12 protein-coding genes and 2 pseudogenes are annotated in these 25343 nt (G+C 60.3%); 12 read left to right on the forward strand and 2 right to left on the reverse strand.

Translation table 11 applies throughout. The features are described from left to right. Positions 1-41 precede the first annotated feature (41 nt). Positions 42-3674 (forward strand): translocation/assembly module TamB domain-containing protein, encoded by a 3633-nt coding sequence (locus OYW20_RS12190; RefSeq protein WP_268801109.1) that lies wholly within the window; start codon positions 42-44, stop codon positions 3672-3674. A 354-nt stretch (positions 3675-4028) separates the two neighbouring features. On the opposite strand, the gene OYW20_RS12195 is transcribed toward OYW20_RS12190, so the two are convergent. Beyond that, positions 4029-5024: an aldo/keto reductase gene (locus OYW20_RS12195; protein WP_268800930.1), complete on the reverse strand. Its 996-nt coding sequence runs from the start codon at positions 5022-5024 to the stop codon at positions 4029-4031. 128 nt (positions 5025-5152) lie between these two features. Here OYW20_RS12195 and OYW20_RS12200 point away from each other — a divergent pair, with 128 nt between their 5' ends. The 9 genes and pseudogenes from OYW20_RS12200 to OYW20_RS12240 all read left to right on the forward strand — a co-directional run. After that, complete coding sequence (locus OYW20_RS12200) at positions 5153-6094, forward strand: LysR family transcriptional regulator (protein WP_268800931.1); 942 nt, start codon at positions 5153-5155, stop codon at positions 6092-6094. A gap of 76 nt (positions 6095-6170) precedes the next feature. After that, positions 6171-6671 carry a thiol peroxidase gene (gene tpx / locus OYW20_RS12205; protein WP_268800932.1) on the forward strand — a complete coding sequence of 167 codons (501 nt, stop codon included), beginning with the start codon at positions 6171-6173 and terminating at the stop codon, positions 6669-6671. Positions 6672-6864: 193 nt separating this feature from the next. Beyond that, complete coding sequence (locus OYW20_RS12210; protein WP_268801110.1) at positions 6865-8205, forward strand: MdtA/MuxA family multidrug efflux RND transporter periplasmic adaptor subunit; 1341 nt, start codon at positions 6865-6867, stop codon at positions 8203-8205. Then, positions 8202-11297 carry an MdtB/MuxB family multidrug efflux RND transporter permease subunit gene (locus OYW20_RS12215; RefSeq protein ID WP_268800933.1) on the forward strand — a complete coding sequence of 1032 codons (3096 nt, stop codon included), beginning with the start codon at positions 8202-8204 and terminating at the stop codon, positions 11295-11297. Before OYW20_RS12210 ends, OYW20_RS12215 begins: the two co-directional genes overlap by 4 nt. Positions 11298-11421: 124 nt before the next feature. Further along, positions 11422-14529, forward strand: coding sequence for an efflux RND transporter permease subunit (locus tag OYW20_RS12220; protein WP_268800934.1), 3108 nt, complete (start codon positions 11422-11424; stop codon positions 14527-14529). Further along, positions 14526-16019 carry an efflux transporter outer membrane subunit gene (locus OYW20_RS12225; RefSeq protein ID WP_268800935.1) on the forward strand — a complete coding sequence of 498 codons (1494 nt, stop codon included), beginning with the start codon at positions 14526-14528 and terminating at the stop codon, positions 16017-16019. The genes OYW20_RS12220 and OYW20_RS12225 overlap by 4 nt, the downstream gene beginning before the upstream one ends. 129 nt (positions 16020-16148) lie before the next feature. Beyond that, positions 16149-18238, forward strand: a pseudogene (locus OYW20_RS12230) (putative bifunctional diguanylate cyclase/phosphodiesterase). 54 nt (positions 18239-18292) lie between these two features. Next, complete coding sequence (locus OYW20_RS12235; RefSeq protein WP_268800936.1) at positions 18293-19039, forward strand: SDR family oxidoreductase; 747 nt, start codon at positions 18293-18295, stop codon at positions 19037-19039. A gap of 88 nt (positions 19040-19127) precedes the next feature. Further along, positions 19128-19439, forward strand: a pseudogene (locus OYW20_RS12240) (MgtC/SapB family protein); the annotation flags it as partial. A gap of 18 nt (positions 19440-19457) precedes the next feature. Here OYW20_RS12240 and OYW20_RS12245 read toward each other — a convergent pair. Then, a complete protein-coding gene (locus OYW20_RS12245; RefSeq protein WP_268800937.1) occupies positions 19458-19631 on the reverse strand; it encodes a hypothetical protein in 174 nt (57 codons plus the stop codon). A gap of 335 nt (positions 19632-19966) precedes the next feature. On the opposite strand from OYW20_RS12245, the gene OYW20_RS12250 reads away from it, so the two are divergent. Further along, on the forward strand, positions 19967-22003 hold the full coding sequence (locus OYW20_RS12250; RefSeq protein ID WP_268800938.1) for an alpha-1,4-glucan--maltose-1-phosphate maltosyltransferase: 2037 nt from the start codon (positions 19967-19969) through the stop codon (positions 22001-22003). 18 nt (positions 22004-22021) lie between these two features. Next, complete coding sequence (treS, locus tag OYW20_RS12255; RefSeq protein WP_268800939.1) at positions 22022-25342, forward strand: maltose alpha-D-glucosyltransferase; 3321 nt, start codon at positions 22022-22024, stop codon at positions 25340-25342. Position 25343 lies beyond the last annotated feature (1 nt).

A 25343-nucleotide genomic window follows, 5' to 3' on the forward strand; every position in this document is an offset into this window, starting at 1 on the left:
TCAAACGCGCTGGCATCATCGGCGCCCTTGCGCTCCTCCTCATGATCCTATTGCTGGTGGTGGGCGTCAGTCTGGTGCTGGGCACTCAGGTTGGCAGCCGATGGGCGCTGGGCTGGGTGCCCGGTTTGCACGTCGACAATTTTGCCGGACGTCTGGGTGGGCGCTGGAGCGCCGATCATCTGCGCTGGGCGTCGGGGGCCGACTCGGTCGAGGTCGATGCGCCGGTCTTCGACTGGTCGCCACTGTGCCTGACTCGTATGACGCTGTGCATCAACACCCTCAACACGGGTGATGTCCGCCTGCAATTTGCGCCGTCTACCAGCGAACCATCCTCCGGGCCTTTGACATTGCCGGACCTCAAGCTGCCGCTGGCAATCGAGTTGGGCGACGTCAAGCTCGGCAGTGTGCGACTCGACGGCACAGAGCAGTTGCGAGACCTGACGCTTGCTGCGCACTGGACCGCAGAGGGCCTGAAGATCGACTCGGCGCACCTGCAACGCGATGACCTGATTCTCGATCTAAACGGGTTGCTCAAGCCTCAGGCGGACTGGCCATTGACTGCGCAGGGCAAGTTGCAGTTGCCTCCGGTTGCCGGTCAACCACTCTCTCTGGCGCTGAACATCGATGGCGATCTACTGAAAACCCTGAAGCTCAATGCACAAAGCACGGGCTATATCGACGCGAAGATTGTCGGCGAACTACAGCCACTGGTTGAAAACCTGCCCGTCGAGCTGACCGTGACGGCGGACCGGTTCACGCCAGCCGCTGATTTACCTGAAACCTTGCAGCTCAATCAACTCACACTCAATGCCAAAGGCGATCTTGCCCGTGGCTACGCAATTCTGGGCAACGCGAGCCTGCCTGCCGAGCAGGGGCCGATTGCGCTGGCGCTACAAGGCCGGGTGGATGCAAAAGGTGCCGACATCGCAGCGCTTGACCTGACTGCCAGCGATGCCCAGCGTTTCAAGCTAAGTGGCAGACTCGATTGGCAGAAAGGCTTGAGCGCGGATGCCAAAGTCGACTGGCTGGACTTTCCGTGGCACCGCCTGTATCCCGTTATCGCGGAGCCAGACGTCAAGGTTCATACCTTCAACGGCGAGATTTCCTACACCGACGGTCAGTACCTGGGCAATTTCTCGGGCGACTTCACCGGTCCGGCAGGCCCGTTCAGCCTCACCAGCCCCTTCAGCGGCGATCTGCAGAAAATTTTCCTTCCCCAGCTTGAGCTGATTGCCGGCAAAGGCAAGGCGGCCGGGCATCTGGATATGCAGTTCGCTGACGGAATTGCCTGGGATACGGCGTTGGACCTTAGCGCGTTCGACCCTTCCTATTGGGTGGCTGAGCTGCCGGGCACGCTCGCCGGTCCGCTGCGCAGCAAGGGCTCGTTGAAAGACCAGGTGCTGAGTGTCAGCGCCGACCTGGACCTCAAAGGCCGGCTTCGCGGTCAGCCGGCCGTGCTGCAAACCAAAGCCAGCGGCGTCGGGCAAAGCTGGAATGTCAGCGTGGTGGACATTCGTCTGGGCGATAACCGGATTCAGGGGAGTAGCAGTCTTCAGCAAAAACTGGTCGCGCAGCTGGATCTGAATCTGCCACGCCTGGCGCAACTCTGGCCACGCTTGCAGGGGCAGGCCAAAGGCCGTCTGGATCTTGCGGGCACGTTGCAATCGCCTCAAGGCCAGCTTGCGCTTCTGGGTTCGCAGCTCGCCTTCGAAGACAATCGCCTCCAGTCGCTCGCGTTGAATGCCAGGCTTGATGCTGCGCAAAAGGCGGTGGTCGATCTGAAAACCGTTGGCATCAGGGCTGGCGATACCGAGCTGGGCACTTTGAACGTCAACGCTCAGGGCGACGTCAAGCGTCAGCAGGCCAAGCTGGACCTGCAAGGTCCATTGCTCAAGCTGGCACTGGCGCTGGATGGCACGCTTGATAAAGGCAACTGGCGAGGCCGGCTTGCCAGTGGCGACATCCAGACCGGTGGCCAGGACTGGCGCCTGCAACAGCCCGCCAAACTGGAGCGGCTGGCGGATGGCAAGGTCAACTTCGGCGCTCACTGCTGGCTGTCCGGGCCGGCGAGCCTGTGCGGTGAAGATCAGCGGCTTATGCCCGACCCCCGCCTGCGTTATCACCTCAAGCAATTCCCGCTGGAAAGTCTCGCGCAATGGCTGCCCAAGGATTTCGCCTGGAAAGGCGCACTCAACGCCGATGTGCAACTGGACCTGCCAGCGTCCGGCCCCAGCGGGCAGCTGTCGGTGGACGCCAGCGGCGGTACGTTGCGGATGCGTGACAAGACTCAGTGGCTGGATTTCCCTTATGAAAGCCTGAAAGTGACCAGCACGTTCAAGCCCAAGCGTGTCGACGCCAATCTGGATTTCAGGGGCGGCAAGCTGGGATCGTTGCAATTGAATGCCACGATTGATCCGCTGGCCAAAGACAAAACCATCAACGGCGACTTCAAACTGACGGGCCTGGATATTTCCGTTGCGCGACCTTTTGTATCGATCGTCGAAAAACTCAATGGCCGTCTCAATGGCAGCGGTCGCATCTCTGGCGGGCTGTTGGCGCCTCAGGTTAACGGCAATGTAGTGCTGAGCGACGGCGAAGTGTCCGGCCCCGAACTGCCTGTCAGTCTGGAAAAGCTCAATGTTCAGGCGGTGATTGCAGGTGAGGCAGTGCAGTTGCAAGGGCGATGGAACAGCGGTCCAAACGGGCAGGGCACCTTGGCCGGGCAGATTGCGTGGGCGCAAGGACTGGATGTTGATGTGAGCCTCAAAGGCACACGGCTGCCCATCACGGTCGAACCTTACGCCAAGCTTGAAGCGGCGCCGGATCTCAAAATCAGCCTTCAGGGAGACAAGCTGGCGGTGTCCGGCAAGGTGCTGGTGCCTACGGGCGACATCACCGTTCGCCAGTTGCCTCCGTCCACCGTCAAGGTGTCGGATGACACGGTGATCGTTGGTCAACAGACGGAGCAAGGCAAACCGCCAATGGCAATTGCCATGGACATTGATGTCGAGGTCGGCAAAGACAAGCTGACCTTTACCGGGTTTGGCCTGACTGCCAATCTCGCGGGGCGTGTGCACATTGGTGACAACCTCGACACGCGCGGCGAGCTGAATCTGAATGACGGCCGCTACCGGGCTTATGGGCAGCGGTTGACCATCCGCAAGGCCCGGCTACTGTTTGCCGGGCCTATCGATCAGCCATATCTGGACATCGAAGCCATTCGCCAGACTGACGAGGTCATCGCAGGCATACGCTTGACCGGCAGCGCAGAGCAACCCACGACAGAAGTGTTTTCCGAACCGGCCATGAGCCAGGAACAGGCGCTGTCGTATCTGGTGCTCGGTCGTCCGTTGAGCACCAGCGGGGAAGACAGCAACATGATGGCCCAGGCCGCGTTGGCTCTCGGGTTGGCCGGAAGCTCCTCAACTGCTGGCAAGCTGGCAACAGATTTGGGGATCAAGGATTTCGAGCTGGACACTTCAGGGAGTGGCAACACCACGGCGGTAGTGGCCAGCGGTAAGATCACCGACAAGCTCAGCCTGCGTTACGGGGTTGGGGTATTTGAGCCTGCCAACACCCTTGCTTTAAGGTATTTGCTTAGCAAAAAGGTGTATCTGGAGGTGGCGGGAGGCGTGGCCAGTTCGCTGGATATTTTCTACAAACGGGATTTCTAGGGTAAGGCCGGTGCGTCTCAGACTTAGAGGTAGCCATTGAAGCCGCCTCGCCAACAAGTTGGCTCCTACAGAATCAGGTTCGCCGTTCGCGCGGGGTTTTACCCCCATATTTATCTGTAGGCGCGAATTCGTTAGCGTAGCGCCCCGTTGCTCATGAGTGCTGCAGGAACAAAAACGGTAAGAGACGGCCCGATTGCTTTTTGTAGGAGTTGACGAGCCAGCGCGAGGCCGCGATTGCGGTGTGTCAGACACATTGCATCGCGGCCTCGCCAGGGCTCGTCAGCTCCTAAAGAATCGGTGGCCGACCTGTAGCCGCGAATTCATTCGCGTGGCGGCGCAATTGATTCAAGCCGGCTAGCCGTTCACCAGCTTTAACGACGCTTCGGTATACCGTTTACCCGCCACCGCGCTGACCGGGAAAAGATCTTTAAGCGCTTTCAGTTCCTCGGCGCTGAGGGAGATGTCCAAGGCTGCGACGTTCTCCTCGAGGTATTTACGCTGCTTGGTGCCGGGGATCGGGATCACGTCATTGCCCTGGGCCAGAACCCACGCCAGCGCCAGCTGACCTGCCGTAACGCCTTTGTCTGTCGCAAGCTTCTGTACTTTGTCCACCAGCAGCAGATTTTTGGTGAAGTTCTCACCTTGAAAGCGCGGACTGTTGCGGCGGTAGTCGTCGGCGGCGAAATCATCGGGGCTTTTCAACGTTCCGGTCAGAAAGCCTCGGCCAAGCGGGCTGTACGGGACAAAGCCAATCCCCAGTCGGCGACAGGTTTCGAGCACGCCGTTTTCCTCGGGGTCGCGGCTCCACAGCGAATATTCGGTCTGCAACGCGGTGATTGGATGCACCTTCTGCGCGCGCTCCAGTGTGGCGGAGGACGCTTCGCTCAATCCCAGATAGCGAACTTTGCCTTCCTTGACCAGTTCAGCCATGGCGCCTACCGATTCCTCGACCGAGATTTGCGGGTCGATGCGGTGTTGGTAATACAGGTCGAGCGTGTCGATTTTCAGGCGCTGCAACGTGCCTTCGATGGCCGTACGAATGTATTCCGGGCTGCCATTGACGCCTCGCGCCGCGGCATCGTTGGCGTCACGTACAAAGCCGAATTTACTGGCGAGAAACACCTGGTCGCGCTTGCCCTGCAAGGCTTTGCCAATCAGCTCTTCATTGGTGTGCGGGCCATACATGTCTGCGGTATCGAGCAGCGTCACGCCCAGCTCCAGTGCGCGATGGAGGGTGGCAATGGCCTCGCGGGTATCGGTGCCGGTGGTGTAGAAATCGGTCATGCCCATGCAGCCCAGACCTATGGCTGAGACTTGAGGACCGTTCTTGCCGAGTTGACGGGTTTGCATGAAAGAATCCTTGCTGGATAAAAAGACCGCCCATTGTTACCCCTCGACAGAACAGGAATAAACCGGCTAAAAGTGCTTTCACTGTTCGGATTTTCTAAACAGTCATCCAGAAAAGGTCAGGAATTGCCTTGGACAAATTCAACGCCATGCGCGCGTTCACGCGCATTGTCGAGCTGGGAGGGTTCGCCAAGGCCGCCGACGATCTGCACATGCCACGCGCCTCGGTGACCATTCTGATCAAGCAGCTTGAGGCGCATTTGGGCGTGCAGCTCCTGCAACGCACCACCCGGCACGTCAGCCCGACACTGGACGGTCAGGCTTATTACCAGCGCTGCGTCTCCCTGCTCAGCGACCTCGAAGAAACCGAAACCGCTTTTTCTGCCATCGGCAGCGCCCCAAAAGGCGTGCTGAGAATTGATCTGCCCGCAGGCTTCGGCCGTCTGATCGTCATGCCCGCGCTGCCTGAGTTCACGAATCGCTATCCGCAGATAGAGCTGGAAGTGGGCATGACGGACCGGCCGGTGGACCTGATCCGTGAAGGCGTCGATTGCGTGGTGCGCGGCGGTCAGTCGCTGGACCATTCATTGGTTGCGCGTCCTTTGGCCCAGATGCGGCAGGTCGTGTGTGCCAGCCGGGAATACCTGGAGCGCCACGGCATGCCCCTGACCCTTGACGACCTGGCTCAGCACAAGGTGATTGAATATTTCTCCAGCGGCTCCAACAAGCGCTACGGGCTGGAGTTTGTGATCGACGGCAGGGACCGAGAAGTCAGCATGGCCAAAGCCTTGTCGATCAACAGCGCCGATGGTTATCTGGCTGCCTGCGAAGCGGGCTACGGCCTGGTGCAGACGCCTTACTACCATGCTGCGGAACCGTTGCGCTGCGGTGCTCTAATCGAGGTGCTGGGACTTTTTCCCCAGCCGCGGCTGCCGTTGACTGCGTTGTATCAGGCGCATCGGCAAATGTCGCGAAGGGTGAGGGTGTTCATCGACTGGCTGGTCGAACTGTGCCAGCGTCCCGGACTGCTGGACAAGCTCGATACGTGTGAACAAACTGGCCACCACCCGTAGGTCGCTCAGCACTTTCGTGGTTAACTTCGTGGTTTTCTGAAACCCAGCATTGCAACTCAACACAAGGACCCAGCTCATGCCTCAAGTGACTCGTCGCGGCACCCCGGTTCAGATCAAAGGTGAATTGCCCCAGGTTGGCAGCACCGCCCCAGCATTCACACTGGTGGGTGGCGATCTGGCGGACGTAACCCTTGAAACCTTCGCTGGCAAGCGCAAGGTGCTGAATATTTTTCCAAGCGTCGATACCCCGACCTGCGCCACTTCCGTGCGTAAGTTCAACGCGCAGGCCAACGATGTGAGCAATGCCGTGGTGCTGTGTATTTCGGCTGATCTGCCGTTCGCACAGGCTCGATTCTGCGGCGCCGAAGGCCTGGACAACGTGAAGAATCTGTCCACCATGCGTGGCGCGGACTTCATGGAAACCTACGGCGTTGCCATTGTTGATGGCCCGATGGCTGGCCTGACCGCGCGTGCGGTCGTGGTACTGGATGAAAACAACCACGTGCTGCACAGCGAACTGGTACCGGAAATCGGCCAGGAGCCAGACTACGACGCAGCGTTGTCAGTCCTCAAGTAACGTGGTTGTCGCCCGATAGGTACCTATAGGGTACACACGGGCAATATTCGGCGGCCTGACCTGTTCAGGCCGTTTTTATTTATGCTTCAGCACCTTAACCAAAGTAAGCACTAGGTAAATTGCCGGTAAAGGCGCTTTGCGCTGGCCTTATCTGTGCTTATTGTTCAGCTTCCCGAAGACGCTCACGCGCACACTGGTTGATATATACATGCAATCGTCTGGCCCTCGTAATTCCCGTCGCTGGCTGATTAGCCTGTTGGTTTTGTTGATCATTGCGGGCCTTTGCTGGTGGTTCTGGCCAGGTTCAGGCGTGCACAAAGGCGCCACGGCCACCTCCGGCGAGACCACCCAAAAAGGTGCAAGCCGCTCGGGCGGCGCTGGCAAAGCCGTTTCCAACCGTCCGGGTTTCGGTGGCTCGACGGGTCCGATTCCTGTGCGCGTCGCTGCTGCGACAACGGGTGATTTCCCGATCCTCTACAAGGCGCTGGGCACGGTCACGGCGATGAACACCATCAACGTGCGCAGTCGAGTGGCGGGGGAGTTGGTCAAGCTCAATTTCCAGGAAGGACAACTGGTCAAGGCTGGCGACCTGCTGGCGGAAATCGACCCGCGCAGCTATCAGATTGCGTTGCAGCAGGCCGAAGGTACGCTGATGCAAAACCAGGCGCTGCTCAAGAACGCCCAGATCGACGTGCAGCGTTACCGGGGCTTGTTCAAAGAAGACAGCATCGCCAAACAGACGCTCGACACCGCTGAGTCCCTGGTCGGCCAGTACCAAGGCACGATCAAGACCAATCAGGCCGCCGTCGGCGACGCCAAGCTGAACCTCGACTTCGCCAAGATCCGCGCACCGATCTCCGGCCGTATCGGCCTGCGTCAGCTGGACGTCGGCAACCTGGTGGCCGCCAACGACACCACCGCGCTCGCGGTTATCACGCAAACCAAACCCATCACTGTCAATTTCACCTTGCCCGAGAAAGACCTGTCGGCGGTCATCGCCCGCTACCGCAGCGGCGACAAACTGCCGGTCGAGGCCTGGGACCGCGGCGACGTGAAGCTGCAATCAACTGGCGTACTCGCAAGCCTCGACAACCAGATCGACATCACCACCGGCACGCTCAAGTTCAAGGCCCGTTTCGACAACCAGGATGAAGTGCTGTTTCCCAACCAGTTCGTCAACGTGCGCCTGCGTGCCGACACGCTCAAACAGGTCGTGCTGGTGCCGACAGCGGCCGTGCAGTTTGGCGTGAACGGTACGTTCGTGTACGTGATGGAGGGTGACAAGAAGGTCAAGATTCGCTCGCTGAAAACCGGTGCCAGCGACGAGGTTTCGACCGTCATCACCGAAGGCCTGGCCGCGGGGGATCGCGTGGTGCTTGAGGGCACTGACCGACTCAAGGACGGCAGCGAAGTCGAAGTGGTCAACGACAGCAAGGACGTACCCACCACCCCGGGCCAGCATTTGCAGGGCCAGCCGTCAAAGACGTCGGGTGAGTCCGCAGACACCGGCGCCGTGAAAAAAGGCAACGTATGAACCTGTCTCGCCTGTTCATCCTGAGGCCGGTCGCAACCACGCTGAGCATGCTGGCGATTGTGCTGTCCGGCCTGATCGCCTACACGTTGCTGCCGGTGTCAGCGTTGCCGCAGGTGGATTACCCGACGATACGGGTGATGACGCTGTATCCCGGCGCCAGTCCGCAAGTGATGACCAGTGCGGTGACGGCGCCCCTGGAACGCCAGTTCGGGCAGATGCCGGGACTCACGCAGATGGCCTCGACCAGTTCTGGCGGCGCCTCGGTGATCACCCTGCGTTTCAGCCTGGACCTCAACATGGATGTGGCCGAGCAGGAAGTGCAGGCGGCAATCAACGGCGCGACCAATCTGCTGCCGACCGACTTGCCGGCGCCTCCCACCTACAACAAGGTCAACCCGGGCGACACCCCGGTGTTGACCCTGGCGATCACTTCCAAAACCATGCTCCTGCCCAAGCTCAACGATCTGGTCGATACGCGCATGGCGCAGAAGATCGCCCAGATCAGCGGCGTCGGCATGGTCAGTATTGCCGGCGGTCAGCGCCAGGCCGTGCGGATCAAGGTCAACCCCGAGGCGCTCGCGGCCAATGGCCTGAACCTGGCCGATGTGCGTACGCTGGTCAGCGCGTCCAACGTCAATACGCCCAAAGGCAACTTCGATGGCCCGACGCGGGTGTCGATGCTCGACGCCAACGATCAGCTCAAGTCCCCCGAGGAATACGCCAACCTGATCCTCGCGTATGCCAACGGCGGACCGCTGCGGTTAAAGGACGTGGCGCAGATCGTCGACGGTGCGGAAAACGACCGCCTCGCCGCGTGGGCCAATGAAAATCAGGCCGTGCTGCTCAATATTCAGCGTCAGCCCGGCGCGAACGTGATCGACGTGGTCGACCGGATCAAGACGCTGCTGCCAAGCATCACCGACAACCTGCCCGCAGGGCTGGACGTAACAGTGCTCACGGACCGCACGCAGACCATTCGCGCCTCGGTCACTGACGTCCAGCACGAGTTGCTGATTGCCATTGTGCTGGTGGTGTTGGTCACCTTTCTGTTCCTGCGCCGGTTCAGCGCCACGATCATCCCTTCGGTTGCGGTGCCTCTGTCGCTGATCGGTACGTTTGGCGTGATGTACCTGGCCGGCTTCTCGATCAACAACCTGACCCTGATGGCGATGACCATTGCCACCGGCTTTGTGGTGGACGATGCCATCGTCATGCTGGAGAACATTTCCCGGCACCTGGAGGAGGGTGAAACACCTTTGCAGGCCGCGCTCAAGGGCGCCAGGCAGATTGGATTCACCCTGATCTCCCTGACCGTTTCGCTGATTGCCGTGTTGATCCCGTTGCTGTTCATGGCCGACGTGGTGGGACGGCTGTTTCGCGAATTCGCCATCACATTGGCGGTGGCGATCCTGATTTCGCTGGTGGTGTCGCTCACCCTGACACCGATGATGTGCGCGCGATTGCTCAAGCGTGAGCCCAAGGAAGAAGAGCAGAGCCGGTTTTACCGCGCGAGTGGCGCGTGGATCGACTGGCTCATCAGCGGTTACGGGCGTGGGCTGCGTTGGGTGCTCAAGCATCAGCCCCTGACCTTGCTGGTGGCGATTGCGACCCTGGGTATCACCGTTTTGCTGTATCTGGTTGTGCCCAAGGGGTTTTTCCCGGTGCAGGACACAGGTGTCATTCAGGGCATTTCCGAAGCGCCGCAGTCGGTGTCGTTCGCGGCCATGAGCGAGCGTCAACAGTCACTGGCGAAGATCATTCTGCAAGACCCCGCCGTGGCCAGCCTGTCGTCCTACATTGGCGTGGACGGCGACAACGCCACGCTCAACAGCGGGCGCTTGCTGATCAATCTCAAGGCGCATGCACAGCGTGACTTGACCGCGGCGCAGGTGATTCAGCGCCTGCAACCGAAGTTGGCGGATCTGCCGGGCATTCGTCTTTACATGCAGCCGGTACAGGACCTGACCATCGAAGACCGGGTCAGCCGCACGCAATACCAGTTCAGCATGTCATCGCCCGATCCCGACCTGCTCGCGCTGTGGAGCGGCAAGCTGGTGGACGCTTTGGCTCAGCGGCCCGAGTTGACGGATGTCGCCAGTGACCTGCAGGACAAAGGTCTTCAGGTGTACCTCAACATCGACCGCGACGCTGCGAGCCGCCTGGGTGTGACGGTGGCCAACATCACCGACGCACTGTACGACGCGTTCGGTCAGCGGCAGATTTCGACCATCTACACCCAGGCCAGTCAGTACCGTGTGGTGCTGCAGGCCGCGTCCAGTGCCGATATCGGGCCTCAGGCGCTGGAGCAGATTCACGTCAAGACCACCGATGGCGGGCAGGTCAAACTGTCGAGTCTGGGCAAGGTCGAGCAACGTCAGGCGCAACTGGCGATCGCTCACATTGGCCAGTTCCCGGCGGTGATGATGTCGTTCAACCTCGCCGAGGGCGTTGCACTCGGGCACGCGGTGGACATTATCGAGCAGGTGCAGAAAGACATCGGCATGCCGATTGGCGTGCAGACGCAATTTCAGGGTGCGGCCGAGGCGTTTCAGGCGTCGCTGTCGAGCACGCTGTTGCTGATACTGGCGGCCGTGGTCACGATGTACATCGTGCTGGGGGTGCTGTACGAGAGTTACATCCACCCGATCACAATCTTGTCGACCCTGCCATCGGCGGCCATTGGCGCGTTGCTGGCGCTGCTCATCAGCGGTAATGACCTGGGGATGATCGCGATCATCGGCATCATCCTGTTGATCGGTATCGTCAAAAAGAACGCGATCATGATGATCGACTTTGCGCTGGACGCTGAGCGCAACCGTGGCGTTGACCCGGAAACCGCCATCTATGAGGCTGCGCTGTTGCGCTTCAGACCGATTCTGATGACCACCATGGCGGCGCTGTTTGGCGCTATCCCGCTGATGCTGGCCACCGGTTCCGGCGCCGAGTTGCGTCAGCCCCTGGGGCTGGTGATGGTCGGCGGTCTGCTGGTCAGTCAGGTGCTGACGCTGTTCACCACGCCGGTCATTTATTTGTACTTTGATCGGCTGGGTCGCAGGTTTAGCCGCAAAGCCGATACCGAGGTGGCAGGGTGACGGGCGCTTGTGAGCTGCAAGCGTCAAGCTTCAAGCCGCAAGCTAGAAGCAGGACTGCGCACGCCGTGGCTTTTGCTTCTGCTTTTACTTGCAGCTTGAAGCTTGCCGCTTGGAGCTGCTGCTCATGAATCTCTCAGGTCCGTTCATCCGCCGCCCCGTGGCAACCATGCTCCTGAGTCTGGCGATCATGCTGCTGGGTGGTATGAGCTTTGGCCTGTTGCCTGTAGCGCCGCTGCCCAACATGGATTTCCCGGTGATCGTGGTTTCGGCCTCGTTACCCGGTGCCAGCCCCGAGATCATGGCGTCCAGCGTGGCAACCCCGCTGGAGCGCTCGCTGGGCTCAATTGCCGGCGTCAACACCATGAGCAGTCGCTCAAGCCAGGGCAGCACGCGGGTCATTTTGCAGTTCGACATGGACCGCGACATCAATGGCGCCGCGCGGGAAGTGCAAGCGGCGATCAACGCGGCGCGCAGTCTGTTGCCCAGCGGTATGCGCAGCATGCCGACCTACAAGAAGGTCAACCCTTCGCAGGCGCCGATCATGGTCCTGTCTCTGACCTCTGACGTGTTGGAGAAGGGTCAGCTTTACGATCTGGCCTCGACCATTCTGTCGCAAAGCCTGTCTCAGGTGACTGGCGTGGGGGAGGTGCAGATTGGGGGCAGTTCGTTGCCGGCAGTGCGGGTCGAGCTGGAACCGAAAATGCTCGACCAGTACGGCGTGTCGCTGGATGAGGTGCGCACCACCATCTCCAATTCCAATGTTCGCCGACCCAAGGGTTCGGTCGAAAACGCACAACACAACTGGCAGGTTCAGGCCAATGATCAGCTGGAAAAAGCCAAGGATTATGAGCCGCTGATCATTCGCTACAAAGACGGTGCGGCGCTGCGTATCAAGGATGTGGCCAAAGTCAGGGATTCGGTCGAGGACCGTTACAACAGCGGTTTCTTCAATGAAAAGGCCGCCGTGCTGCTGGTGATCAACCGTCAGGCCGGGGCCAACATCATCGAGACGGTGGCCAGCATCAAGGCGCAATTGCCGGCGTTGCAAGCGGTGTTGCCGGCGAGCGTAACGCTGGACCTTGCGATGGACCGGTCCCCGGTGATCAAGGCCACGCTGCACGAAGCGGAAATGACCCTGCTGATCGCCGTAGTGCTGGTGATTCTGGTGGTGTTCGCGTTTTTGGGTAACTTCCGTGCCTCGCTGATCCCCACGCTGGCAGTGCCGGTGTCGCTGGTCGGCACCTTCGCGATCATGTACCTGTTCGGCTTTTCGCTGAACAACCTCTCGCTGATGGCGCTGATTCTGGCTACCGGGCTGGTGGTGGACGATGCCATCGTGGTGCTGGAAAACATTTCCCGGCACATCGATAAAGGGGTGCCGCCGATGGAGGCCGCGTACTTGGGCGCCAAAGAAGTCGGCTTTACCTTGCTGTCGATGAACGTGTCGCTGGTGGCTGTGTTCATCTCGATCCTGTTCATGGGCGGTCTGGTGGAGAGCCTGTTCCGCGAGTTCTCGATCACCCTGTCGGCCTCGATCATCGTGTCGCTGATCGTCTCGCTCACCCTGACGCCAATGCTCTGCGCGCGGTGGCTCAAGCCGCACGTGCCGGGACAGGAAAACCGCCTGCAACGCTGGAGCCAGCGGGTCAATGACCGCATGGTGGCAGGCTACGATCGCAGCCTGGGCTGGGTGTTCAAGCACCGCCGCCTGACCCTGCTGACACTGCTGATCACGGTGGGCGTGAACATAGCCTTGTACATCGTGGTGCCCAAGACCTTCCTGCCGCAGCAGGATACCGGTCAGCTCATGGGCTTCGTTCGCGGCGACGACGGTCTGTCGTTCTCGGTCATGCAGCCAAAAATGGATATCTACCGCACGGCCATCCTCAAGGACCCTGCGGTGGAGAGCGTTGCCGGGTTTATCGGCGGTAACGGCGGCACCGGCAACGCGTTCATCATCGTGCGTCTCAAACCCATCAAGGAGCGCGGGATCGGTGCTGAACAGGTGGTTGAGCGGCTGCGCAAGGAGATGCCCAAAGTGCCGGGCGGGCGTTTGTTCCTGCAACCGGATCAAGACCTGCAACTGGGCGGCGGTCGCGAGCAGACCACCTCGCAGTATCAATACATCCTGCAAAGCGGTGATCTGGACAGCCTGCGTCTGTGGTACCCGAAAGTCGTGGCGGCGCTCAAATCCCTGAAGGAGCTGACGTCCATCGACGCCAACGATGGCGGCGGCACCCAGCAAGTGACGCTCAAGGTTGATCGTGATGCCGCAAAGCGTCTGGGCATCGACATGAACATGGTCACCACGGTGCTTAACAACGCCTACAGCCAGCGCCAGGTTTCGACCATTTATGACCCGCTCAACCAGTATCAGGTGGTGATGGAGGTCAATCCCAAATACGCCCAGGACCCCGCCACGCTGGAGCAGGTGCAAGTGATCACTGCCGATGGCGCGCGGGTGCCGCTGTCGGCATTCGCCCATTACGAGCGCAGCCTGGAAGATGACCGGGTGGTTCACGATGGCCAGTTCGCGTCAGATAACGTCTCGTTCGACCTGGCCGAGGGCGTCTCGCTGGATCAGGCGACCACCGCCATCGAGCGTGCAGTCGCGGCGGTGGGCTTGCCCGAGGACGTGATCGCCAAAATGGCCGGCACCGCCAACGCATTCGCCGCCACCCAGAAAAGCCAGCCGTGGATGATTCTCGGGGCGCTGGTGGCGGTGTACCTGGTGCTGGGGATTCTCTACGAAAGCTACGTTCACCCTCTGACGATTCTCTCGACACTGCCTTCGGCGGGTGTCGGTGCACTGCTCAGCATTTACCTCACGGGTGGGCAGTTCAGCCTGATTTCCCTGCTGGGCCTGTTCCTGCTGATCGGTGTGGTGAAGAAGAACGCCATCCTGATGATCGACCTTGCGCTGCAGCTTGAGCGTGACAGCGGCATGACCCCGCTGGACTCCATTCGTCATGCCTGCCTGCAGCGCCTGCGGCCGATCTTGATGACCACGCTGGCCGCCATTCTTGGCGCTGTGCCGCTTCTTCTGAGCAGTGCCGAAGGTGCGGAAATGCGCCGGCCCCTTGGCCTGACGATCATCGGCGGGCTGATCCTCAGCCAGATACTCACGCTGTACACCACCCCGGTGGTTTACCTTTATCTCGACCGTCTGCGTCATCGCGTCAACAAGTGGCGCGGTGTGCGGACGGATGCTGCCCTGGACACTCCGCTATGACCGATCGCCTGCACCTTTCTCTGCAACTGCGGACACGCGCCTTTAAACGGCGTTTCGGCATCGGCCTGTGCGCGTTGCTTTTGGGCGGCTGCGCGGTGGGCCCCGATTACCGCACCCCGGACATGCCTGCACCGGCGCAATTCAAGCAGGCCGAGGGCTGGACCCAGGCAACGCCGAGCGACGCCATGGCCCGCGGCGCGTGGTGGGAGGTCTACAACGACCCGCAGCTCAATGGCCTGGTGGAGCAACTCAACCGCTCCAACCAGACGGTTGCCCAATACGAAGCGCAATATCGCCAGGCTCAGGCCCTGGTGCGCAGCGCCCGCGGGGCCTTCTTCCCGACGCTGGATCTGACAGGCAGCAAAAACCGATCCAGCCAGGGCACCGGCAGCAGCAGTTCGAGCCTCAGCAGCTCCAGCAGCGGCATTCGCGACACTTATAACGCTCAGTTGGGCGTCAGTTGGGAGGCAGACATCTGGGGCAAGTTGCGCCGCGGCCTGGAAGCCGACAAGGCCAGTGCCCAGGCCAGCCTTGCCGATCTGGCATCGATGCAATTGAGCCTGCAATCGGAACTGGTTCAGAACTACCTGCAACTGCGGGTGCTCGATGAGCAAAAGCGCTTGCTCGAAGCGACCGTCGATGCGTACCAGCGCTCGCTCAACCTCACTCAAAACCAGTACCGCGCCGGCATTTCCGGCCGCGACGCCGTGGCCCAGGCGCAGACCCAGCTCAAAAGCACGCAGGCGGACCTCATCGACCTGGCCTGGCAACGCGCCCAGTTCGAAAACGCGATTGCGGTGTTGATGGGCCGTGCTCCGGCAGATTTTGATCTGGCGATCACCAAAGACATTCCAATCCTGCCGCAGATTCCCGTGCAGGTGCCGTCGCAATTGCTGGAACGACGTCCGGACATTGCCGCGGCTGAACGCTCGGTGATGGCGGCCAACGCCAATATCGGCGTGGCCAAGGCCGCTTATTACCCGGACCTTTCCCTGAGCCTGAGTGGCGGTTACAGCAGCAGCATCTTCAGCAACTGGATCAGCTTGCCTAACCGGTTCTGGTCGGTCGGGCCGCAATTGGCGATGACGCTGTTCGACGGTGGGCAGCGTGCCGCCGAAGTGGACCGCACCGAAGCGGTCTACGACCAGACCGTGGCTCAATACCGGCAGACCGTGCTCGACGGTTTCCGTGAAGTCGAGGACTACATGGTTCAGCTCAAGGTGTACGAGGACGAGGCAGGCATACGCGCCGAGGCCCTCGCCGCCGCCCGCGAGTCGCTGCGTCTGACCAGCAACCAGTACAAGGCCGGGCTGATCGGTTATCTGGATGTCGTGAACGTTCAAGCCACTGCGTTGAGCAATGAGCGAAGCGTGCTGAACGTGCTGCAAAGCCGGCTGATTGCCAGTGTCCAGCTGATTGCTGCGCTGGGCGGCGGCTGGAATGCTCAGACGGGCTTAAGCGAACCTGCGCCGCGAGTCTCGGAGCGATAGAGAACAAATAACTGGCTCATTGCTATTACTGTGTTAGAGGTAGGCGACTTTTCTGTTCCAATCGGTACAATCGCGTAGTGGCTATTTAGCCTCTTCTACCGTTCTATCGTGCAGTCTTGAGTCGCCGCCATGTTAATTGGGCAGTACACGTTCTCTCTGGTCCTGATTTCCACTCTGGTCGCGAGCCTTGCCTCTTACACAGCGCTTGATCTGACAGGTCGAATTACTTCGGCCAAAGGCCGCGCGGTCTGGGTGTGGATCGGCGGTGGCGCCATGTCGATGGGCATCGGCGTATGGTCGATGCACTTCATCGGTATGCTTGCCTTCAGCCTGCCGATTGATATGGGCTTCGATATCCCCATCACGCTGTTGTCGCTGGCCATCGCCATCCTGTCCTCGGGACTTGCGCTGTGGCTGGTAACACAACCGCTGTTTCCGTTCTGGCAACTGGCGCTCGCCGCGCTGGCGATGGGCATGGGTATCAGCGCGATGCACTACACCGGCATGGTCGCCATGCGCATGCAGCCGGGCATCGACTACGACCCCGCGTTGTTCGTCGCCTCACTGCTGATCGCGGTGACGGCGTCCGCTGTGGCCCTGTGGATCGCTTTCAGGCTGCGTCAACAAACGCCTCACGTGGTGCTGGCGCGCAGCGGCGCGGCAGTGGTGATGGGCTTCGCCATCGTCGGCATGCATTACACCGGCATGGCGGCCGCCAATTTTGACGAAGGCAGCTTTTGTGGTGCGCTCGATGGCGGGCTGCGCACCGATGGGCTCGGCAAACTGGTGCTGGTCACCATCCTTGCAGTCCTCACCATCACCTTGCTGACCTCAATCCTCGACGCCCGCATGGAGGCGCGCACCGCCGAGCTGTCCAACTCGCTGCACGAAGCCAATCGTGAGCTGATCCAGTTGGCGTTGCATGACACGCTCACCGGTTTGCCCAACCGCGTCCTGCTGGCTGCTCGCATCGAACAGGCGATGGCCAAGGTCGATACGGAGGGCGGCATGTTTGCCCTGATGTTCATGGACCTGGACGGCTTCAAACCCGTCAATGATGCGTTCGGTCATCACGTGGGTGACCAATTGCTTCGCGAAGTCGCGTTGCGCCTGCGCGAAAACTTTCACCGCCACGACACGCTGGCGCGCATTGGTGGCGACGAATTCGTGCTGTTGGTTGAAGTCGACAGCCCCGACGACGTCAGCGTGGTTGCTGCTCGGCAGGTCTCGTTGATCGCCAGTCAGTTCTGCGTTGGCGACCAGTCGTTACAGGTCTCGGTGAGCATCGGAATCACCTTGTATCCGGGCAACGGTGTCACGCAGCAAGAGTTGCTGATGAACGCCGATGCCGCGATGTACCACGCCAAAAGTGCCGGCAAAAACGGCTACAGCTTCTTTGATGTATCGATGAACACCAATGCGCGCAACCAGTTGCAGTTGCTGCAAGACCTGCGCGTTGCCGTGCGAGAGCAGCAGTTCTGCCTGCATTACCAGCCCAAATTCAATGCCGCCGATGGCCAGCCTTTAGGCGCTGAAGCGCTGGTGTGCTGGAATCACCCGCAGCAGGTTTGCTGATGCCCGATAAATTTATCGCACTGGCAGAACGCACCGGTCTGATCATTCCCCTGGGCGACTGGGTGCTGAATGAAGCCTGTCGGCAGATGCGGGTCTGGTACGACATGGGGTTTAGCCATTGGCGCATGGCGGTCAACCTGTCGGCGGTCCAGTTCTGTCACGCGGGGCTGGTTGCGACGGTGGCCGATGCCCTGCAAACACACGGTTTGCCGGCCAACAGCCTGACCCTTGAAATCACTGAAACCACGGCCATGAGCGACGTCGATGCGAGCATGGCGGTGCTGGAGCAGTTGTCGGCAATGGGCATCGACCTGTCCATCGATGACTTCGGCACCGGCTATTCGAGCCTGATGTACCTCAAACGTCTGCCGGCCAACGAGCTGAAGATTGATCGCGGCTTTGTACGCGATCTGGAGAACGACAGTGACGATGCCGCAATTGTGTCGGCCATCGTCGCGCTGGGCAGGGCGCTTAACCTGCGCATCGTCGCCGAGGGCGTGGAGACCAGCAGCCAGCAACGTTTCCTGACCCGCCTTGGCTGCGACGCGCTACAGGGTTATTTACTGGGACGCCCATTGCCAGCCGAGCGTTTCATGGCCGATATTAATGCCGCGCAACGACAGCCTCTTGAGCCCAGCGACTGACCGTTTTCGCTTGGCTCACAATAAAGCAGTGGCATTAATTCGGAAGAACTCTTCATGGACAAGAATTTACTGATCACCGGTGGATCGCGCGGAATTGGCGCGGCCACCGCGCTTCTCGCGGCGGCGCAGGGTTATCGTGTGTGCATCAACTACCTGACCAACCACGCAGCAGCGGAGCGGGTGTGCGGGCAGATTCGCGAAGCCGGTGGTCATGCCATCGCCGTGCAGGCCGATGTCAGTAACGAGGATGAGATCATTCATCTGTTCGCGCGGGTAGATGCCGAACTGGGGCGCCTGACGGCGCTGGTCAACAACGCCGGCACTGTGGCGCAAGCGTCGCGGGTTGAGTCGATGTCGGAGTTTCGTCTGCTCAAGATCATGATGAGCAACGTGGTGGGCCCGATGCTGTGCAGCAAACACGCCTTGCAGCGCATGTTGCCGCGCCATGGCGGGCGGGGTGGCAGCATCGTCAACGTGTCGTCCGTGGCCGCGCGGCTGGGGTCGCCGGGTGAGTACGTGGATTATGCCGCTTCCAAGGGCGCGCTGGACACCTTCACCATTGGCCTGGCGAAAGAAGTGGCCGGCGAGGGCGTGCGGGTCAACGCGGTGCGTCCCGGTTATATCTTCACCGAGTTTCACGCCCTGAGTGGCGACGCGCAGCGCGTAAGCAAACTCGAACCGACCATTCCCATGGGGCGCGGCGGCCTGGCCGATGAAGTGGCCGAGGCGATTGTATGGTTGCTCTCGGACAAGGCTTCGTACTCCACCGGCACGTTCATAGATTTGGGTGGCGGTCGCTGAATTCACATCGCCGCGCAATCTTCACCCTGCGCGACACCCATGCTGCGGTGGCGCCTGTCCCTGGCATTTTCAACCTGCAGCGCGTCCACTGCCCAGCAGGGACGGGGCTGACGGCGCAGCCTTGAGCCGCGTGGTTCAGGGGATCGTCGCCGGGATTGGATTTCTCGGGGCTGGCACGATCTTGAAGGGCAAGGAAATCAACACCAATCAAGTGAAGGGCCTGACCACCGCAGCAGGCTTGTGGATGACCGCAGCCATCGGCATCGCGGCCGGTATGGGCCGCGAGGCGACTGCGGTGCTGAGTACGATGCTGGCGCTGGGCATTTTCAGCCTGATGCCATGGATCGTTAACCGTTTCGATCCACCGGCCGATAGCGGCGTTGAGACCGATCAGCCCTAACGCTCATCGGCTGACAGGCTATTCCGGGAATCCGTCGTCAAGCACCGCTGGCGGCTCTTTCGACGGCGGGTCGCCCACCGGAGGCTCGATCACCGGGGGCATGGTGTCAGGCGGATCCTGTGGCTTTGGCACCGGCAGGTTGGGGTCGTCGATGTTCGGTTCGGGGGTTTCAGCCGGAATTGGAATGCTCATTGCTTCACCTTCAATACGTTGCGTTGCGTGGGTGACACGTTGCGTGAGGAAAGACACAGGCACTGCTACCTTCTTGTGACCACGCCCCTCGCGCAATGACTCAGCACAGATTCCCTGCCCGCGGTGTCGGTTGCAGCAGCGCGTGAAACGCCAGCATCGAAAGCGTATTTCAAAGCACAAGCTCTTTGAACTTTACCCCTCGGCCCACGTTCGGAACCTATGCGGCGACGTTGGACGTCTTTTGCTCCGACGAGCTCGCCTTCTTCTATATAACGGATATCGAATTGAATGGACTCGCACAAGGAGCGTCCCTGGGGCGTGAGGAGTGATGCTCGATGAATGTGACTGCTGATCAGCCATACGGTCCGGATTCCCTGGCCACTGATGTTCCCCATCCAACCCGGCCGCTGCCGCTGACCCAAGCGTTGCAGCTGCCCAGAATCGTCATAGAAGACACGACGCCCGTCATTGATGGCGGCCAGTTCGCGGCCAAAGCCATCGTCGGGCAGTCAGTGTCGGTCACCAGCAAGGTCTACGCCGATGGCCACGACAAGATGGCCGTACGTGTCTGCTGGCGAGCCGCTGACGAAGAGCAATGGCACACCGCGCGGCTGCGTGAGTTGGTCAATGACAGCTGGGTCGGTGAGTTCACCCCTACCAGCGTTGCCCGCTATGTATTCCGCCTTGAAGCCTGGATAGACCAGTTCGCCAGCTACCGCTACGAGCTGGAGAAAAAGTACGCCGCCAGCGTGCCGATCGGTCTTGAGCTGGAAGAGGGACGCCTGCAACTGGTGCACGCTATTGAGCGCAGCACGGGCGAGGTGCGTTCGCAGATTGAAGCTTTGCTCAAGCAGTTCACGCAAAGCCCTGACCAAGATGTGCAGGTCACGTTGCTGTTGAGCCCCGAGACTCAGGCGACGATGGCCCAGGCCGATAATCACGCTTACCTGAGCCGCAGCCTCGAATTCCCGCTGGATGTCGAGCGCGAACTGGCGCAATTCGCCAGCTGGTACGAGCTGTTCCCGCGCTCGATTACCGACGACAAAGCGCGCCACGGCACGTTCAAAGACGTCCATAGTCGCCTGCCGATGGTTCGCGACATGGGTTTTGACGTGCTCTACTTCCCGCCGATCCACCCGATTGGCCGCGCTCACCGTAAAGGGCCGAACAACTCCCTTCAGGCAGGCCCCGATGATCCGGGCAGCCCATATGCCATCGGCAGTGCCGACGGTGGGCACGAAGCGATTCACCCGCAATTGGGTACTCGCGAGGACTTCCGTGAGCTGGTGGCTGCGGCCGCTGAGCATGGTCTGGAAATCGCCCTCGATTTCGCCATCCAGTGCTCCCAGGACCACCCTTGGCTCCAGCAACACCCAGGCTGGTTCTCGTGGCGCCCGGACGGCACGATCCGTTACGCGGAAAACCCGCCGAAGAAGTATCAGGACATCGTCAACGTCGACTTCTACGCGCCGGACGCCGTCCCGGGCCTCTGGCTGGAACTGCGCGACGTGGTGTTGGGCTGGGTCGAGGAAGGGGTGAAAATCTTTCGCGTCGACAACCCGCACACTAAGCCGCTGCCATTCTGGCAATGGATGATTGCCGACATTCGCAGTCAGCACCCGGACGTGATGTTTCTGGCTGAAGCGTTCACCAAGCCGGCGATGATGGCGCGCCTTGGCAAGGTGGGTTACTCGCAGAGCTACACCTATTTCACCTGGCGCAACACCAAAGCCGAGTTAACCGAGTACCTGACCCAGCTCAATGAAGCACCGTGGCGCGACTGCTACCGGCCGAACTTCTTCGTCAACACGCCGGACATCAACCCACCGTTCCTGCATTCATCGGGGCGCCCGGGTTTCTTGATCCGCGCCGCACTGGCGACCATGGGCTCTGGCCTGTGGGGCATGTATTCGGGGTTTGAGTTGTGCGAGTCGGCACCGGTGCCGGGCAAGGAAGAGTATCTGGACTCGGAGAAATACGAGATCCGGCCGCGTGACTACACTGCGCCCGGCAACATCATCGCCGAGATTGCTCAGCTCAACCGCATTCGTCGACAGAACCCGGCTTTGCAGACGCACTTGGGTCTGAAGATCTACAACGCGTGGAACGACAACATTCTGTACTTCGGCAAGCGCAGCGCTGACGGCAGCAACTTCATTCTCGTTGCCATCAGCCTCGATCCTGTCAACCCACAAGAGGCGAATTTCGAATTGCCGTTGTGGGAATTGGGCTTGCCCGATGACGCAGTGACTACCGGCGAAGACTTGATGACCGGTCACACTTGGAACTGGCATGGCAAAAGTCAGTTCATGCGTCTCGACCCGTCGTATCAGCCTTTCGGCATCTGGCGTTTTGAAGCCGCTAACCAATAATCAGAACGGATGTGACCCATGGCGAAAAAGCCTCGGAATGCTGCCTTTATCGACGATCCTCTTTGGTACAAGGACGCCGTGATCTATCAGGTACACGTCAAGTCCTACTTTGATTCGAACAACGACGGGATTGGTGACTTCCCGGGACTGATCGCCAAGCTCGACTACATTGCCGAGCTTGGGGTCAACACCATCTGGTTGCTGCCGTTTTATCCCTCGCCACGGCGCGACGACGGGTATGACATCGCCGACTATCGCGGTGTCCATACCGACTACGGCACCATGGCCGATGCCAAGAAGTTCATCGCCGAAGCGCACAAGCGCGGGCTGCGCGTGATCACCGAACTGGTCATCAACCACACCTCTGACCAGCACCCGTGGTTTCAGAAAGCCCGCACCGCCAAGAAGGGCTCCAAGGCCCGGGATTTCTACGTCTGGTCCGACAGTGACCAGAAGTACGACGGCACGCGGATCATCTTTCTGGACACCGAAAAGTCCAACTGGACCTGGGACCCGGTGGCCGGACAGTACTTCTGGCACCGCTTCTATTCCCACCAGCCGGACCTGAACTTCGATAACCCGCAAGTGATGAACGCGGTGCTTGAAGTGATGCGTTACTGGCTGGACATGGGCATCGACGGCCTTCGCCTGGATGCCATTCCGTACCTGATCGAGCGTGACGGCACCAATAACGAAAACCTGCCGGAGACCCACAACGTCCTCAAGCAGATTCGTGCCGAGATCGACGCCAATTACCCCGACCGCATGCTGCTGGCTGAAGCCAACCAATGGCCGGAAGACACTCAGTTGTATTTCGGGGACAAGAAGGGCAAAGACGGCGACGAGTGCCACATGGCGTTCCACTTCCCGCTCATGCCGCGCATGTACATGGCGGTGGCGCAGGAGGACCGTTTCCCGATCACCGACATTTTGCGTCAGACGCCGGAAATTCCGGAAAACTGCCAGTGGGCGATTTTCCTGCGTAACCACGATGAGCTGACGCTGGAAATGGTCACCGACCGTGAACGTGACTACCTCTGGAACTACTACGCTTCTGACAAGCGAGCGCGGATCAACCTCGGCATTCGTCGTCGCCTCGCGCCGTTGCTGCAGCGTGATCGCCGTCGGGTCGAGTTGCTCAACAGCATGCTGTTGTCGATGCCTGGCACGCCGACGCTGTACTACGGCGATGAAATCGGCATGGGCGACAACATCTATCTGGGCGACCGCGACGGCGTGCGTACCCCGATGCAGTGGTCCATTGACCGCAACGGTGGGTTCTCCCGCGCCGATCCGGCAAGCCTGGTGCTGCCACCGATCATGGACCCGATGTACGGATACCAGTCGGTCAACGTCGAAACGCAGAATAACGACCCGCATTCGTTGCTGAACTGGACGCGGCGCATGCTGGCCGTGCGCAAGCAGCAGAAAGCCTTCGGGCGCGGCACCCTTAACATGCTATCGCCGAGCAACCGCCGGATCCTGGCCTACACCCGCGAATACACGGGGCCGGATGGCAAGACCGAGATCATTCTGTGCGTGGCCAACGTGTCCAGCGCCTCACAGGCAGCGGAACTCGAATTGTCGAACTACGCCGGCACTGTGCCGGTCGAGATGCTTGGCGGCAGCGCTTTCCCACCTATAGGCCAGTTGAACTATCTGCTGACGTTACCGCCTTACGGCTTCTACTGGTTTGTACTTGCAACGGAGAATCAGATGCCCAGCTGGCATGTGGAACCGGCGCAGAGCTTGCCGGATTTCCCGACGTTGGTCCTCAAAAGTCGTCTGGAAGAATTGCTCGAACAACCCCTGCGCGGGACGATGGAAAAGGCTTCATTGTCGGCTTACCTGCCAAAACGCCGCTGGTTTGCCGGCAAGGGCACGGCCATCGACAACGTCAACATCGCCTATGCCGTGCGCTTTGGCGATGCGCAAAGGCCTGTCCTGTTAAGCGAAATCGAGGTCACTTCGGGTGGCGAAACGGTCCGGTATCAGTTGCCGTTCGGCTTGCTGGCCGAGGACGACATCAGCAGCCCGCTGCCGCAGCAACTGGCGCTGGCACGCGTGCGCCGCGGCCGTCAGGTTGGGCTGATCACAGACGCCTTTACGCTGGAACCGTTCATTCGCTCGGTGATTCAGGGCATGCAGGATGAAACCGTGTTGCCTTGCAACGACGGCGAACTGCGCTTTGAACAGACGTCGCAATTGGCGCCGTTGGGTCTCAACAGTGAGTCAGAAGTGCGTTACCTGTCCGCCGAGCAGTCCAACAGCTCGGTGGTGGTGGGCAAGGCGCTGGTGCTGAAGATGATCCGCCGGGTGGCGGCGGGCACGCACCCGGAACTTGAAATGGGCGCGTTCCTGACCGAGGCCGGCTACAAGCACATTTCGCCGTTGTTGGGCGCCGTGGTGCGCATCGATACAGAAGGGCAAAGCAATTTGCTGATGATCGCTCAGGGGTATTTGAGCAATCAGGGCGATGCGTGGGAATGGACCCAGAACAACCTTGAGCGCGCCGTGCGTGACGAGATGACCCGGGGTCGCTCCGAGCAGGAGCAGCACGTCAACGCACTGCTTGAGCTGGAAGACTTCGCCGGCTTGCTGGGACAGCGACTGGGCGAAATGCACATGGTCCTGAGTGCGTCCACCGACAACCCGGACTTCAAGGCCGAAACCACCACCGTCAAGGACAGCCAGGCGTCGGCCAAGAGCGTCACTGCTCAGGTCGAGCGTGCGCTGAAGCTGCTTGAGCAGCACCGCGATACGCTTGAGGCGGACGATCAGCAACTGGTCAGCGAGCTGTTGGGCAAGCGCAAACAGCTGTTGGCCCACGTGCAAACCCTGGCGAAACGTTCCGTCGGTGGCCTGCGTATTCGGGTCCACGGCGACTTGCACCTTGGGCAAATGCTGGTGGTGAAGGGCGATGCGTACCTCATCGACTTCGAAGGCGAGCCCGCCCGTGCGCTGGAAGAGCGACGCGGCAAATACAGCCCGTTCAAAGATGTCAGCGGCGTGCTGCGTTCTTTCGACTACGCTGCCGCTATGGCGGTCCGCAATGCTCAGAGTGCGGACAACTCGCCGCAGGCGTCCATGGCGCGCAGTCATGTGGCGCAGACCTATTTGACTCAGGCGCGGGACGCATTTATCGGCGGCTATCGCAAGGCCACCGTGAACATGGCCCACGTCTGGAAAGACGCCAAGGGCGAAGACGCCGCGCTGGCGTTGTTCACCCTGGAAAAAGCTGCTTATGAAGTGGCCTACGAAGCTGAAAACCGCCCGACCTGGTTGTCCGTGCCGTTGCAAGGCTTGCGTGGGTTGCTGACATTGTCTGATGGAGAGTGAA

Origin of the sequence: Pseudomonas sp. BSw22131, assembly GCF_026810445.1 — a bacterium.
Classification (GTDB): domain Bacteria; phylum Pseudomonadota; class Gammaproteobacteria; order Pseudomonadales; family Pseudomonadaceae; genus Aquipseudomonas; species Aquipseudomonas huanghezhanensis.

Coding starts and splice junctions, on each gene's coding strand:
- OYW20_RS12190 (WP_268801109.1), top strand. CDS start 42: ATGATCCTATTGCTGGTGGTGGGCGTCAGTCTGGTGCTGGGCACTCAG.
- treS (WP_268800939.1), top strand. CDS start 22,022: ATGGCGAAAAAGCCTCGGAATGCTGCCTTTATCGACGATCCTCTTTGG.
- OYW20_RS12225 (WP_268800935.1), top strand. CDS start 14,526: ATGACCGATCGCCTGCACCTTTCTCTGCAACTGCGGACACGCGCCTTT.
- OYW20_RS12195 (WP_268800930.1), bottom strand. CDS start 5,024: ATGCAAACCCGTCAACTCGGCAAGAACGGTCCTCAAGTCTCAGCCATA.
- tpx (WP_268800932.1), top strand. CDS start 6,171: ATGCCTCAAGTGACTCGTCGCGGCACCCCGGTTCAGATCAAAGGTGAA.
- OYW20_RS12215 (WP_268800933.1), top strand. CDS start 8,202: ATGAACCTGTCTCGCCTGTTCATCCTGAGGCCGGTCGCAACCACGCTG.
- OYW20_RS12245 (WP_268800937.1), bottom strand. CDS start 19,631: ATGAGCATTCCAATTCCGGCTGAAACCCCCGAACCGAACATCGACGAC.
- OYW20_RS12250 (WP_268800938.1), top strand. CDS start 19,967: ATGAATGTGACTGCTGATCAGCCATACGGTCCGGATTCCCTGGCCACT.
- OYW20_RS12220 (WP_268800934.1), top strand. CDS start 11,422: ATGAATCTCTCAGGTCCGTTCATCCGCCGCCCCGTGGCAACCATGCTC.
- OYW20_RS12235 (WP_268800936.1), top strand. CDS start 18,293: ATGGACAAGAATTTACTGATCACCGGTGGATCGCGCGGAATTGGCGCG.